This window comes from Shewanella spartinae, from assembly GCF_019457555.1.
In the GTDB taxonomy this organism is placed as follows: domain Bacteria; phylum Pseudomonadota; class Gammaproteobacteria; order Enterobacterales; family Shewanellaceae; genus Shewanella; species Shewanella loihica.
The window spans coordinates 3,946,384-3,960,171 of record NZ_CP080418.1 but is presented as its reverse complement, the minus strand read 5'-3'; the positions used below and the strand labels follow the sequence as shown (position 1 = coordinate 3,960,171).

Annotated in this window: 17 protein-coding genes; 9 read left to right on the top strand and 8 right to left on the bottom strand. The window is 55.9% G+C overall.

Going from position 1 to position 13,788, the window contains the following annotated elements; genetic code table 11:
* Window positions 1-5: 5 nt before the first annotated feature.
* From lptB to K0I31_RS17085, 6 genes are read right to left on the bottom strand one after another with little or no spacing between them, the layout of a single operon-like run.
* Window positions 6-737: an LPS export ABC transporter ATP-binding protein gene (gene lptB / locus K0I31_RS17110; protein WP_011867106.1), complete on the bottom strand. Its 732-nt coding sequence runs from the start codon at window positions 735-737 to the stop codon at window positions 6-8.
* Window positions 734-1,279, bottom strand: coding sequence for a lipopolysaccharide transport periplasmic protein LptA (gene lptA, locus K0I31_RS17105; RefSeq protein ID WP_011867105.1), 546 nt, complete (start codon window positions 1,277-1,279; stop codon window positions 734-736). Before lptA ends, lptB begins: the two co-directional genes overlap by 4 nt.
* Complete coding sequence (lptC, locus tag K0I31_RS17100; RefSeq protein WP_011867104.1) at window positions 1,266-1,823, bottom strand: LPS export ABC transporter periplasmic protein LptC; 558 nt, start codon at window positions 1,821-1,823, stop codon at window positions 1,266-1,268. Before lptC ends, lptA begins: the two co-directional genes overlap by 14 nt.
* Entirely contained in the window at window positions 1,820-2,371 is a 552-nt protein-coding gene (gene kdsC / locus K0I31_RS17095) for a 3-deoxy-manno-octulosonate-8-phosphatase KdsC (RefSeq protein WP_220079150.1), read from the bottom strand. The genes lptC and kdsC overlap by 4 nt, the downstream gene beginning before the upstream one ends.
* A 1-nt stretch (window position 2,372) precedes the next feature.
* Window positions 2,373-3,350, bottom strand: a complete 978-nt coding sequence (locus K0I31_RS17090; RefSeq protein WP_220043407.1) for a KpsF/GutQ family sugar-phosphate isomerase — start codon at window positions 3,348-3,350, stop codon at window positions 2,373-2,375.
* Between the two features lie 33 nt (window positions 3,351-3,383).
* Window positions 3,384-4,343, bottom strand: coding sequence for a calcium/sodium antiporter (locus K0I31_RS17085; protein ID WP_220079149.1), 960 nt, complete (start codon window positions 4,341-4,343; stop codon window positions 3,384-3,386).
* 234 nt (window positions 4,344-4,577) lie between these two features.
* Here K0I31_RS17085 and K0I31_RS17080 point away from each other — a divergent pair, with 234 nt between their 5' ends.
* The 8 genes from K0I31_RS17080 to K0I31_RS17045 all read left to right on the top strand — a co-directional run bounded on the left by K0I31_RS17080 (window position 4,578) and on the right by K0I31_RS17045 (window position 9,514).
* Complete coding sequence (locus K0I31_RS17080) at window positions 4,578-5,387, top strand: ATP-binding cassette domain-containing protein (protein ID WP_220080889.1); 810 nt, start codon at window positions 4,578-4,580, stop codon at window positions 5,385-5,387.
* Window positions 5,374-6,159, top strand: a complete 786-nt coding sequence (mlaE, locus tag K0I31_RS17075; protein WP_041509945.1) for a lipid asymmetry maintenance ABC transporter permease subunit MlaE — start codon at window positions 5,374-5,376, stop codon at window positions 6,157-6,159. The genes K0I31_RS17080 and mlaE overlap by 14 nt, the downstream gene beginning before the upstream one ends.
* Window positions 6,160-6,230: 71 nt before the next feature.
* Window positions 6,231-6,704, top strand: a complete 474-nt coding sequence (gene mlaD, locus K0I31_RS17070) for an outer membrane lipid asymmetry maintenance protein MlaD (protein ID WP_011867098.1) — start codon at window positions 6,231-6,233, stop codon at window positions 6,702-6,704.
* An 11-nt stretch (window positions 6,705-6,715) separates the two neighbouring features.
* Window positions 6,716-7,369: an MlaC/ttg2D family ABC transporter substrate-binding protein gene (locus K0I31_RS17065; protein WP_220079148.1), complete on the top strand. Its 654-nt coding sequence runs from the start codon at window positions 6,716-6,718 to the stop codon at window positions 7,367-7,369.
* A complete protein-coding gene (locus K0I31_RS17060) occupies window positions 7,369-7,662 on the top strand; it encodes an STAS domain-containing protein (RefSeq protein WP_220079147.1) in 294 nt (97 codons plus the stop codon). Before K0I31_RS17065 ends, K0I31_RS17060 begins: the two co-directional genes overlap by 1 nt.
* 15 nt (window positions 7,663-7,677) lie before the next feature.
* Window positions 7,678-7,929, top strand: coding sequence for a BolA family protein (locus K0I31_RS17055; protein ID WP_220072340.1), 252 nt, complete (start codon window positions 7,678-7,680; stop codon window positions 7,927-7,929).
* A gap of 15 nt (window positions 7,930-7,944) precedes the next feature.
* Window positions 7,945-9,204: a UDP-N-acetylglucosamine 1-carboxyvinyltransferase gene (gene murA, locus K0I31_RS17050; RefSeq protein WP_011867094.1), complete on the top strand. Its 1,260-nt coding sequence runs from the start codon at window positions 7,945-7,947 to the stop codon at window positions 9,202-9,204.
* Between the two features lie 151 nt (window positions 9,205-9,355).
* The gene (locus tag K0I31_RS17045) at window positions 9,356-9,514 is read left to right on the top strand and encodes a hypothetical protein (RefSeq protein ID WP_186300622.1); all 159 of its coding nucleotides are present in this window, start codon (window positions 9,356-9,358) and stop codon (window positions 9,512-9,514) included.
* 146 nt (window positions 9,515-9,660) lie between these two features.
* Here K0I31_RS17045 and degS read toward each other — a convergent pair whose 3' ends face one another.
* Together degS and degQ are read right to left on the bottom strand one after the other, a co-directional pair.
* A complete protein-coding gene (degS, locus tag K0I31_RS17040) occupies window positions 9,661-10,740 on the bottom strand; it encodes an outer membrane-stress sensor serine endopeptidase DegS (RefSeq protein ID WP_144202714.1) in 1,080 nt (359 codons plus the stop codon).
* 137 nt (window positions 10,741-10,877) lie between these two features.
* Window positions 10,878-12,230, bottom strand: a complete 1,353-nt coding sequence (degQ, locus tag K0I31_RS17035) for a Do family serine endopeptidase DegQ (protein ID WP_144202716.1) — start codon at window positions 12,228-12,230, stop codon at window positions 10,878-10,880.
* A 310-nt stretch (window positions 12,231-12,540) separates the two neighbouring features.
* On the opposite strand from degQ, the gene zapE reads away from it, so the two are divergent.
* Window positions 12,541-13,647 (top strand): cell division protein ZapE, encoded by a 1,107-nt coding sequence (gene zapE / locus K0I31_RS17030; RefSeq protein WP_220079146.1) that lies wholly within the window; start codon window positions 12,541-12,543, stop codon window positions 13,645-13,647.
* Window positions 13,648-13,788 lie beyond the last annotated feature (141 nt).

Sequence of the window (13,788 nt, the reverse complement as noted above, 5' to 3'; positions counted from 1 at the left end):
ATTAACTATAGCTTGAATTGTTCACCTAAGTACACTGCTCGTACTTGCTGGTTGTCTAAGATTTCGGCGGGTGTGCCCTCGGCGATTAGATTACCATGGCTGACGATATAGGCTTTCTCACAGACGTCTAATGTTTCGCGCACGTTATGGTCGGTGATCAACACCCCCAGGCCGCGATTCTTGAGCTGCTCGATGATCTTCTTGATGTCGATAACCGAGATGGGATCGACCCCGGCGAACGGCTCGTCGAGAAGAATAAACTTAGGGTTGGCGGCAAGCGCCCTGGCGATCTCCACCCGGCGACGTTCACCGCCCGAGAGCGCCATGCCGTGGCTGTCACGGATATGGGTGATGTGAAACTCTTCCAGCAGGTGTTCCAGCTCCTCTTCGCGGCCATCGTTATTAAGATCGCTGCGGGTCTGGAGCACGGCCATGATGTTGTCCCGCACCGAGAGCTTACGGAAGATACTGGCTTCCTGGGGCAGGTAGCCTATGCCTTTGCGGGCGCGCAGGTGCATGGGGTCTAGCGTCAGGTCGTCATCGTCGATGAAGATGCGGCCCTTGTCGCTCTGTACCAGGCCGACGACCATGTAAAAGGTGGTGGTCTTGCCGGCGCCGTTTGGCCCCAGCAGGCCGACGATCTGCCCGGTCTTTACCGTGAGGCTCACGTCTTGGACAACGGCACGACTCTTATAGCTCTTGGCGAGGTTCTCCGCCTTCAAGATCAGGTCTGTCATTGTTTTTCCTGTTCTGGTTTCTTCTCGGGCTTCTGCTCTGGCTGGATCTGTTCCTGATAGTTCTCAGGCTGAATGATGGTGATCACTCTGTCTTTGCCTGTGCTCTCGGCGATCAGCTGTTGCTGCTCTATGTTGTAGCGGATCTGTGAGCCCGTGACCTGGCTGCCTTCCTGTTCCAGGGTGGCGTCGCCGATCAGTGTCAGGGTGCGGCTGGAAAGCTCGTAACGTATCTCCTTGGCGCTGGCCGAGGCTGGACGGCCATCTTCCATCACCTGAGAGTAGGTGGCCGGATTACCGGTGGCGATCAGTATTTTGCCGCTGTTCTTCTCTTTGCTGAAGGCGCGTAGTTCACTGGCCAATATCTTGATTGAGCCTTGGGTGACCTCGACCGGACCGTGGAAGATGATCTGGTTGTTCTTAATGTCGGCTTCCTGGCTGGCGGCAGAGATCTTAACCTCTTGCAGCAGGTCGTTCACCTTGGCATAGGCGCCAACACTGACCAGGGGCAGCAGGCCCGCAAGAATAAGGCTATTTAGTTTCATATGTTCCTTCTACCTGACTCGTCAGTTTGATATTTTGGGCGTTGAGATCGGCATATAAGCCTTCCCCCGTGATGAGGAAATCACGCCCTGTGATCCGAATGCTTCTGTCGGATGTCATAATCATAGTATTGAGATCCAGCTCCAGATAGGTGGTCTCTATGGTCTGAATCGGTTCCTCTGGGCTAATGGCATCAATGATAACATTATTTTCCAGGGTGACCCGTCCGCTATTTTTGTCCAATGTGCCCTTGGTGGATCTCAGGCGCCACTGGGCATCGCCGTTGTCGGGGTAGACCAGATAGATGGGCTGGGTAAAGTAGGTCTGGTTGCGTTCGGCGTAGTGTTCCATGTGACTGGCCGATACCCGGCTGTTGATACCACCCTCATCATTGTATTGCACGCTCTTGAGATCCCGGACTATGTAGTCGGGACGATCGACATTATCCAGGGCCAGCTCTTCGCTGCCCTTTTTCGACTGAACCTGCCAATAGAGGATCAGTGCGGTGCCGAAGAAGGCGATGATCGCCAGCGTGACTCTGTTCATATGCTCATTCCGTGGGCCGAGGCAAACTTATCCTGGCTGAGCAGGATGAGATCCGTTAGTTCACGCAACGCGCCGTGGCCGCCCTTGATATGGGTAACCATGTCGGCGTGTTGGCGCACATAGGGATGACCGTCGGCCACGCAGACAGACAGGCCCACCTGCTCCATCACGGGCAGATCCACCATGTCATCGCCGATATAGGCAACTTCCTCAGGCGCCACCTTATAGAGGTTAAGCAGCTCCTGATAAGGCTCGAGTTTGTTGTCGACGCCCTGGTAGATGTGGGTGATACCCAGGGCCGTCATGCGATCTTCCACTATCTGCGACTTACGCCCCGTGATGATGGCCACCGGGATGTCGCTGGTCAGCAGCGAGCGCACGCCATAGCCGTCGCGGGTATGGAAGGTCTTGAGTTCGTCGCCCGAGTTGCTCATATAGACCAGACCGTCGGAGAAGACGCCGTCGACGTCGCAGATTAACAGTTTGATCTGTTTGGCTTTCTGCCAGACTGCGTCGGTTATCGGGCCATAGAAACCTTGATGTGCCATGTTAGATCACCCCCGCCTTGACCATGTCCAGCATATTGAGTGCGCCAATCGGCTTCTGCTGCTCGTCGGTGACGATCAGGCCGTTGATCTCTTTCTCGTCCATCACCTTGAGGGCCTGGGCGGCTAAGATGCCTTCGCTGACGGTGACGCAGCCATGGGTCATCACCTCTGAGATGGAGGTCTTACGTAGGTTGATCTCGGCGTCGATCACCCGGCGCAGGTCGCCGTCGGTGAAGATACCGACCAGCAGGCCCTGGCTGTTGACTACGCCAGTCATGCCGAGCCCCTTCTTGGAGATCTCATACAGGGCCTCTGTGATACAGATATCTTCTGCCACCAGAGGCAAGTCGTCACCCTTGTGCATCACGTCGCTCACCTTGAGCAGCAGCTTGCGTCCCAGGCTACCACCTGGGTGGGAGAGGGCAAAATCATCTTTAGTGAAGCCTCTGGCCTGCAGCAGGGCCACTGCCAGGGCGTCGCCCATGACGAGCGTCGCCGTGGTGCTCGAGGTGGGTGCCAGTCCGAGCGGGCAGGCTTCTTCCGGTACCTCGATACACAGATGAACGACCGAATGCTTGGCCATGTTGGACTCAGGCTTGCCCGTCACCGCGATGACCGGCAGCCCCATGCGCTTGATCACAGGCATCAGGGTTAAAATTTCGCTGGCCTCGCCCGAGTTGGAGATGGCGAGCACGATATCGTTCTCGCTCAGTACGCCCAGGTCGCCATGGCTGGCCTCGCCGGGGTGGACGAAGAAGGCTGGGGTGCCTGTGCTGGCTAGGGTGGCCGAGATCTTGTTACCTATGTGGCCGGACTTGCCCATGCCCATCACGATCACCTTGCCGGTGCAGGCGAGGATCAGTTGGCAGGCCTTGGCAAATTCACTCGAGTCGACATATTGATACAGGTTGTCCAGCGCGTTGCGCTCGGTATCGATAACCTTGCGTCCCCATTGACGTAATTGATCTGCATCTACCATCTTGTTCTCTCTATTTTGTCGGCCTAAACGTTATTAGGATAGGAAAAGCGTGACTTGGTACGCGATAAAAGTCGCTAATAACACACCGCCATGCCAGGGGCGTAGTTGGCGGGCCTTGCCGGTTAATAAAATCAGTATGGCCAGGGCAACGCTGGTTGCCATCACCATGTAAAAGTCGCGACTGCTGGCGGCGGCATCTACCGCGCCTGGGGCGATAAGGGCAGGCAGCGCCAAAACCGCAAGAATGTTAAACAGGTTAGAGCCGACCACGTTACCTATGGCAAGGTCGTCCTCTTTCTTCAGCACGCCGGCCACACAGGCCGCCAGTTCAGGCAGGCTGGTACCGACGGCGATAATGGTCAGGCCTATGACTAAGTCTGACATATGGAAGGCCTTGGCGATACCCACGGCGCCCTGCACCATCCAGTCGGCAGACAGGGGCAGCAGCACTAGGCCTATCACCAGCCAGAGGATCGCCTTAGGCGTAGGCACATCTTTAGGCACCTCGCTCTCGGCCTCGTCGATCAGGGGATCTTTCTCCTTGTTGACGATCGCATGCCAGATCAGATACCCCATGAGGGCGAAGAAGAGTGCCATCAGCACCAAGCCCTCGACGCGGGTCAGCTGACCATCGTGAAGGAAATAGCCCGCCAGCGCCGTAGCGCCTAGCATCATAGGGATTTCCCGCTTGAGTGTCTGTGAGCTTACCGAGATTGCGCCTAACAGGGCGGTGATCCCCAGGATCAGCGTGATGTTGGCGACGTTGGAGCCCAGCACATTCCCTATGGCGGTGTCTGTCATGCCGTCGATGGAGGCGGTGGCTGCCACAAACATTTCCGGGGCCGAGCTGCCCATGGCGACTATGGTGAGGCCAATTAACATGGGCGGCAGGCCGAGATTACGGGCGAATGCCGCGGCGCCGAAGACAAATTTGTCGGCACTCCAGACAAGGGCACCCAAACCAGCAATCAGTAAGAAAATATTAAATAGCATTGAAAATCTTTTTGTTTAAGAGTCTGCCGCGCATTTTCGCTGGAATTGAACAAAATTGAAAGTATTGCGCAAAGATAGTGTCGATTCAGTTGTGCACAATCCGTCAATTTCGTACAATTTGTCTCTTTTCCTGCCGCCTAACCATGGAACGCATTAGGTCCCGTTATGAGTCATCAATCGTTAAGTCATGACAGCCAAGCCAAGGGTGAGACTAAGCCGATGGAACAAGCGCCGATGGAACACGTGCAGCCATTGGTGGAGATCAGCCATCTGGGCTTCAGTCGTGGCACCCATGTTATCTATGACGACGTCAGCCTCACCATCCCCAGGGGGAAGGTGACCGCCATCATGGGACCCAGCGGTATAGGCAAGACCACCCTACTTAAGTTGATCGGTGGTCAGCTGCGGCCGGACTCTGGGGTCATCAAGGTCGATGGCGTTGACGTGCATAAATGCAATCGCAGCGAGCTGTTTGCCCTGCGCAAACGCATGAGCATGCTGTTTCAGAGCGGCGCCCTGTTTACCGACATGAATGTGTTCGACAACGTGGCTTTTGCCCTGCGGGAACACTCGGACCTGCCCGAGGCGATCATTCGCCGCATCGTGCTGATGAAGCTCGAGGCCGTGGGGCTAAGAGGCGCGGCGCAGATGATGCCGAGTGAGCTCTCCGGCGGCATGCAGAGACGTGCGGCCCTGGCCCGCGCCATTGCCCTTGAGCCAGAGTTGGTGCTCTACGATGAGCCCTTCGCCGGTCAGGATCCCATCTCCATGGGGGTGCTGGTGAAGCTGATCCGCGAGCTGAGCGATGCGCTGAGCCTCACCTCTGTGGTGGTCTCCCACGACGTGCAAGAGGTGCTGGGGATCGCCGACTATGTCTATGTGCTGGCCGACAAGAAGGTGATCGCCCACGGCACGCCGGCCGAACTGATGGCGGCCGACAACCCTAAGTTGAAACAGTTTATCGGCGGCGAGCCCGACGGGCCCGTGCCGTTTCATTTTCCCGCCCAGGATTACCAGAAGGAGATGTTAGGTGAGCGTGATTGATCAAATCGCCCGCTTAGGTCGTGGTGCGATCGATAGCGTCACCGGCCTGGGACGCGCCGGACTCATGTTGTGGGGCGCTATCGCCAAGGTGCCCAGGGTGCGCAAGGGCACGCCGCTACTGATCAAGCAGCTGTACGTGATTGGCGTGCAGTCCATGGTGATCATCCTGGTCTCCGGCCTCTTCATCGGCATGGTGCTGGCGTTGCAGGGCTATAATATTTTGGTGGGTTTCGGCACCGAAGACAGCCTGGGGCCCATGGTGGCGCTCAGTCTGCTGCGTGAACTGGGGCCCGTGGTGACCGCGCTGCTGTTTGCCGGACGCGCCGGCTCGGCGCTCACCGCCGAGATTGGCTTGATGAAGAGCACTGAGCAGCTCTCCAGCCTGGAGATGATGGCTATCGATCCCCTGCGTCAGGTGATCGCGCCGCGCTTCTGGGCCGGGGTGATCAGCCTGCCGCTACTGGCGCTGATGTTTACCGCCGTGGGCATCTATGGCGGCCATCTGGTCGGGGTGGAATGGAAGGGGATCGACAGCGGTAGCTTCTGGTCTATCCTGCAGGCCTCGGTGGAGTGGCGTCAGGACATAGTGAACTGCCTGATCAAGAGCCTGGTATTTGCCGTAGTGGTGACCTGGATAGCCCTGTATCGCGGCTATCATGTGATCCCCAATCCCGAGGGGATCAGCCGGGCGACCACCCAAACCGTGGTGCAGTCCAGCCTGGCGGTGTTGGCGCTGGACTTCCTGTTGACGGCCATGATGTTTGGCCGCTGATTAAATTTTGTTTATGGATAAACCTATATATTTGCCGTCGTGGTATGTATAGAACTGAGTGGTAATTGAGTATGTTGACTCGAAAAATTGAACTATTAGTTGGCTTGTTTATTCTGTCGGGCCTGATGGCCTTTCTGGTGTTGGTGTTCAACGTGGCCAATGTCGAGGTGAAGCCTGGTCAGAGCCACTACACCCTGTATGCCAAGTTCACCAACATAGGTGGCCTCAAGGTGCGCTCACCGGTCAAGGTGGGTGGCGTGGTGGTTGGCAGGGTGACAAACATCAGCCTGGATCCTGAGGAACTGGTGGCCGTGGTCGAGCTGGCCATGGACAATCAATATGATCAGTTTCCCGAGACCAGTAGCCTGTCGATCCTCACCTCGGGTCTGCTGGGTGAGCAGTTCTTGGGGCTGACCCCAGGATTTGTGATGGACGATATCGGCATGCTCAAAGATGGCGATCGTATCGACGATACTCACTCGGCCTTAGTGCTCGAAGATCTCATCGGCCAGTTTTTATACAGTATGAAGTCTAAAGAAAATTAATAGGGACGAATATGAAACAGTTGTTGCAAGTACTCTTCTCCTCCATGTTATTGCTGCTCGGCGGTGCCGTTAGCGCCGAGGAGATCTCGGTCAATACCAAGGACCCCTATGCCATGGTGGAATCTGTAGCCAACAAGACTTTTGCCCGTTTTCATCAGGATATTGCCACAATTCAGGCCAATCCAGACCATCTTAAGGTGATAGTCTCTGACGAGTTGATGCCTTATATCGATTATAAGTATGCGTCTTATAAGGTGATGGGGCCCTACTTGCGTCAGAGTACGCCGGATCAGCGCGAGCGCTTCGCCGAGGCCTTTAAGACTTATCTGATCGCGACTTATGCCCAGGCATTTACCGAGTATACCGACCAGCAGGTGGAGTTTGCCCCGGCTAAGGGGTTTGACGGTGAGAAGATGGTGGATGTCAACGTGCAGATCATCGAGCAGGGCCGCCCGCCTATCAAGCTGATCTTCAGGGTGCGTCGCCTGAAGGACGATACCTGGAAGGCGTTCGATCTAGTGGCCGAAGGGGTGAGCCTGCTCTCCTCTAAGAGCGCGGAGATCACTAACCTGATCCGCCAAAACGGCATAGATGCGGTGATAAAAGAGCTGGAAACCCACACAGATAACCATATCAGCTTGGTTAACAAGGGGACTAAGCTATAATGCTGGCCTTTAACCAAGCGGCGGGGCAGTGCCAGGTCAGCGGTGAGCTGTCTCAGGCGGCTGTGGTGGAGCTCTGGCCTAAGCTGGAGACACTACTGAATGGTGCCTGTGACCGACTGGATCTTGCCGGCGTCTCCTATAGCGACAGCGCTGGTGTCGCGCTCTTGTTGCATCTGGTGGCAGAGCAGCAGAAGAAGGGTCAGTCGCTGGTGCTCTGCAATCCGCCGGCGCAACTGCAAAAGTTAATAGATTTATATGATTTACAAGACTTCTTCACCGAAGAAGCCAAATAAAAGGGTTATCCGTTTATGGAATGTAATGAGATTGAACAGCTGCTTACCCAAGCGCTGACACTGGATGAAGTACACGTGAGCCAGGATGGGACACACTATAAGATTGTTGCCGTCGGTGAGTGTTTCGACGGTGTGAGCCGCGTGAAGCAACAGCAGATGATCTACGGCCCTTTGATGGAACATGTGACCAGTGGGGCGCTGCATGCCATCACTATCAACGCCTTTACCCCTACGCAGTGGAAGCGTGAAAAAATCTTCAACATGTAAGGCTAGAGACTCATAGTGGATAAATTAACAATTCAGGCCAGTGGTGCACTGGCCGGTGACGTGGTGATTTCAGGCGCCAAGAACGCCGCCCTGCCGATCCTGATGGCCGGTGTGCTGGCCGAGACAGACTTCGTGGTCAGCAATGTGCCTAACCTGAGGGACGTCAACACCAGCTGTGAGCTGCTGCGTTGTCTTGGTGCCGAGGTGAGCCGTAGCGACGAGGGTAAGATCACCATCTCTACCACCCATCTCAACGAGTTCTGCGCGCCCTATGAGCTGGTGAAGACCATGCGCGCCTCTATCTTGATCTTGGGCCCCTTGCTGGCTCGCTACGGCACCGCCGACGTCTCTCTGCCTGGTGGCTGCGCCATCGGTGCCCGGCCGGTTAACCTGCACCTACATGGTCTGGAGCAGATGGGTGCTAAGATCGAAGTGAAAGAGGGCTATATCAAGGCCCGCGTCGATGGACGTCTCAAGGGCGCCCATATCTTCATGGACATGATCAGCGTAGGTGCCACAGAGAACCTGCTGATGGCGGCGGCCCTGGCCGATGGCGAGACGGTGATAGAGAACGCTGCCCGTGAGCCAGAAGTTATCGATCTGGCCAACTGCCTCAACGCCATGGGCGCTAAGATCAGCGGCGCCGGTAGCGATACCATTCGCATCCAGGGTGTCGAGTCGCTAAGTGGCTGCGAATATCGCGTGATGCCAGACCGTATCGAGACCGGCAGCTTCCTAGTGGCCGCGGCGGTAACCAAGGGCAAGATACGTTGTGTCGATGCCGATCCTAAGACCCTGGAGGCCGTGCTCGCCAAGCTCGAAGATGCCGGCGCCAGCATCACCACGGGGGAAGATTGGATCGAGCTGGACATGCAGGGTCAACGCCCCAAGGCGGTCAACATCAAGACCATGCCTTATCCAGGTTTTCCGACAGACATGCAGGCGCAGTTCTGTGTACTCAACGCCCTGGCGGAAGGTACGGCGACCATTACCGAGACCATCTTTGAGAACCGTTTCATGCATGTGCCCGAGCTTATCCGCATGGGCGCCAACATGGAGCTGGAAGGCAACACCTGTATCATCAAGGGTTGTGAGCTGCTCAACGGCGCTCAGGTGATGGCGACGGATCTGCGCGCCTCGGCGAGCCTGGTTATCGCCGGCCTGGTGGCCGATGGCGTAACCACGGTCGATCGCATCTATCACCTCGACAGAGGCTACGAGCATATCGAAGATAAGTTTAAGGGCCTGGGCGGCGAAGTCGTGCGGGTCAGCTAAGCCTAGCTTCATCTTATAAAGCCACCTTAGGGTGGCTTTTTTGTACCTGATGCATGGCTGACGCAACTGGTCACAAAATAATGCAGGTAATTTACATAGGCTAAGCTTATGATTGGTGGGTAGGCCAATTTGAATATGCTAAGGAGAGTATATGGCACATGGCAAAAGGATGGCGTTATTAGTGGGGCTGCTGATCGGCGCCCTGATCTGTTACGGCGTGGGCATGCATCTGGGGGCCTTGAGTCTGCTGGTCGTCGGCGCGTTGCTCGAGTGTGGTTTCTGGTTGAGGCTGTTTAAGAGCCCAAGCTAATGGCTTAAGTTCAGGGCTTAAGCAAGTACCTAGAGATCACTAGAGAATAGATAAAAGAAAAGCCAGCGATTGCTGGCTTTTTTGTTTGCGGTCAGGCTCCGGTTATTATTCAGGCCCATTATTTAGAGGCAATTACTCAGAACCCGTTATTCCGTACCCAGATTTTCCCCTATGGTGACAGGTACCTCATAGTACTTGCCGCTGCGGATAATGGTCATGGTCACCTGAGTGCCTGGTGGCGTCTCGGCAATCCTATCCATCAGCATCTCGACGCCGGGAACGGTCTCGTCGTTAAACTTAGTGATCACGTCTCTGGGTCTCAGCTTAGCCTGGGCGGCCGGTCCCTGATGATCCACGCCAGTGACCATGACACCGGTCAGATCCGGCAGGTTGAGGATCTGCGCCATCACTGGGTTAATTGCCTCGCCTGTGATCCCCAGTGCACCACGTATCACCCGGCCATCTTTGATCAGCTTACCCATGATGCTGTGGGCCAGCTTGATGGGGATGGCGAAGTTAATGCCATGGCCACCACCCTCTCCACCAATCTGAAAGGCTGCTGTGTTGATGCCGATCAGTCGGCCGCTGGTGTCGATAAGCGCGCCGCCCGAGTTGCCCGCGTTGATGGCGGCATCTGTCTGCAGGAAGTCCAGATAACCCGAACTCAGGCCGTTACGGCCGGTGGCGCTGATGATCCCTTGGGTGATGGTCTGCCCCAGGTTATAGGGGTTGCCGATGGCCAGCACCACGTCGCCGACTTGCGCGGGCACGTCCAAGTTGATGGGCACCACGGGCAGGGTATCGCCCTCTATCTTAAGCACCGCCAGGTCGGTGACAGAATCTGAACCCACCACCTCTGAGGTAAACTTGCGGCCATCTTGCAGGGCGACCACTATCTCGTCCGCCTTCTTGACCACGTGATAGTTGGTGAGTATGTAGCCCTCTTTGCTCATGATCACGCCTGACCCCAGGCCTTGCAGGGAGCCCGAATTAAGCGGGCGGCTCTGATCTATGCTCAGACTATAGATGTTGACCACGGCGGGTGCTGCGCGACGCACCGCCTGAGAGAAGGAGAGTTCTATCCCGTTTTGTCCCCTGCTCTGGAAGAAGTTGCCGTGATTGGCTGTACCTGTGATCCATGGGGTGATGACCAGAAAGACGGCGGCCATAATAAGGCCGAAAAAAACTGCTTTCGCGATGTAAATTACCGTGTCTTTAAGCGTCATGATTTAAGGTGTTATGGGATAAGTAGCGTTAGATTAACATGTTTATTTATAGGGCACTATTGGCCTAAGTGCATAAGCTGGAAATAAAAGAGGCCATGATGCGGGTGTCTAAACCCTGTCATGGCCTCGAGTGCGGCTTATCTCAGAACCAGATAGAGGCTGTTGTCACCGCGCAGCAGTTTCAGGGCCACGGCGCCGTGTTGCTCCTTAAGTTCTGCCTTGAGCTCCTTAAGATCTTCGATTCGGGTACGGTTGACCCCTACTATGATATCGCCCTTAAGCAGGCCACTGGCCGCCGCCGGAGAACCCTGGGCGATCTCGGTGATCTCGACCCCCTTCTTATTGTTCTCCAGGGTGGCACCCGCCAGCATAGGATGTACGGCGCCCGCCGCGGTTTCTGTCTGTTGGCTCGCCTCGCCTAATACTGCGGTGACCGTCTTCTCATCGCCGTCGCGGATAAGACCGAGTTTCACCTTGGCGCCGGCGCCCATGGTGCCTATCTTGGCTCTCAGCTCCTGGAAGGATTTGATCGGCTTATCGTTGACGCTGACTATGATATCCCCAGCCTTGATGCCCGCCTTGTCGGCGGCGCTGTCAGGCATCACCTCGTTGACGAAGCCGCCGTGCTGCGAATCCAAGCCGAAGCCCTGGGCCAGCTCGCTATCTAAGTCACGACCACTGACACCTAGTACGCCGCGGCGCACCTCGCCGTGTTCGATCAGTTGATCTACCAGGTTGTTGACCATGTTGGCGGGAATCGCGAAGCCGATACCCACGTTGCCGCCGCCCGGAGCGACGATGGCGGTGTTGATGCCGATCAGCTCACCGTTGAGATTCACCAGGGCGCCGCCCGAGTTACCGCTGTTGATGGCGGCGTCTGTCTGAATGAAGTTCTCCAGCATCTCGATACCTAGGCCGCTGCGGCCCATGGCGCTGACGATACCCGAGGTGACCGTCTGGCCAAGACCGAAGGGGTTACCGATAGCCACGGCAAAGTCGCCGACCTTGAGTTCATCCGAGTCGGCGCGCTTGAGGGCCACCAGGTTCTTGGCTTCTATCTGTAGCAGGGCCACGTCTGACTCGGCATCGGTACCGATGAGCTTGGCCTCGATCTCACGACCATCGTGCAGGCCAATCAAGATCTCGTCGGCGCCTTCGATCACATGGTTGTTGGTGACGATATAGCCTTTCTTAGCATCTATGATGACGCCAGAACCCAGCCCCTTGAAGGGGCGCTCCTGCACCTGTTCTCTCGGGGCATTAGGGCCGAAGAAGTAGCGGAAGGCATCGGGCAGACGCTGCTTAGAGACATGGGTGCCAGAGACTGCGACGGCAACCACGGCCGGGGTGGTTTTCTCCAGCATGGGGGCCAGGCTGGGAAGCGCTTGTCCGTCGACGGCCAGTGGAATGGCGGCTTGAGAAACGGCAGGCATAACCATCAGGCTCGCGCCGAGCAGTGCGGCGGAAAGTAGTGATAATTTCGTTTTCATCTATTCATGACTCCAATGTTGCAATTATGAACTTATGACTCTGTAGATATAAGGCTACTCGGACGTAAATCAAGTGATTAAATAATGCTGTGTTACTCAATCCGACTATCGCCTTCTCGATAAAGTTCAGGTGATTAACAAAGGTTAATTTTTCGTTAGTCTTCATCGACTAGCGAGCGATACAGCCCTGGCCTTCCCATTAAGGCTTGTCTGTACCTGCCAAGGTTTTAGCTTGGTCCACATATACCCTGGGATCGATTGTCGTGATACCATCTGGCGGTTGAATTAAGGATAGAAGAGAATAATTTCAGTGTCGCATCTCACCCCCTGGCAGCATTACCAAGCCGATCTACAACGTGATGACTTTTCCTATGACCCTGCTCAGGAGCAGGCGGTCAAGGCCCTGCAACGTGTCTATGACGAGTTGCTGGCGGCGCAGCAAAAGCCCTCGGGGATGGCGAAACTATTGGGTTTCCTGGCTAAGCCAGCTCCTCAGGTGCAAGGCTTGTATCTCTGGGGCGGGGTAGGGCGCGGCAAGACCTATCTGATGGACACCTTCTATGATGCCCTGCCGGGCGAGCGTAAGCTCAGGGCGCACTTTCACCGTTTCATGCATCAGATCCATCTGGATCTCGACGGCCTTAAGGGACAGAGAGATCCCCTGTTGGTGATCGCCAAGCGGATGGCCGAGCGTTATCAGGTGATCTGTTTCGATGAGTTCTTCGTCTCCGACATCACAGACGCCATGTTGCTGGGCACCCTGTTTCAGGCGCTATTTGCCGAAGGGGTGGCTCTGGTCGCCACCTCAAACATCATTCCCGATGAGCTCTATCGTAATGGTCTGCAGCGGGCGCGCTTCCTGCCGGCGATTGCGCTGATCAACAAACACTGCCAGGTGCTGAATGTCGACAGCGGCATAGACTATCGTCTGCGCACCCTGGAGCAGGCGGAGATCTATCATTATCCTCTGGATCCTCAGGCCGATAAAAACCTGCTGAGTTATTTCCAACAGCTGGCGCCCGAGTCAGAGGTCTCCCGTGAGGCGATAGATATCGACGGTCGCGAAATCGCCATACGTCAACAGGCCCAGGGCGTGTTGCTTATCGATTTTCGTGACCTGTGCGACGGCCCTCGCAGTCAGCGCGACTATATGGAGCTGGCCTGTCTCTATCACACCGTACTACTTAGCGGTGTCGAGCAGATGGGTAGCCAGAGCACGGGGGATGACATCGCCCGCCGTTTCCTGGCCATGGTGGATGAGTTCTACGAGCGCCATGTGAAGCTGATCATCTCGGCCGAGGTGGCACTGGAGGAGATCTACACTCAGGGGCTGCTGAGTTTCGAGTTCAGACGCTGCCGCTCGCGCCTGACCGAGATGCAGTCTCACGATTATTTGGCGCTAGAACACCTGCCATAGGGCGAGTTTCAACCGATAAAGGGCGCTTTTTGCCCTTTCGCCATCTAATCGATGCCAAGCGGAGTAAATCATTTAAATTAGCTGAAAAAATTAGGTGATTTTTAACTCAGCTTTGTCTATAATTCGCGACCTGCCCTCGTT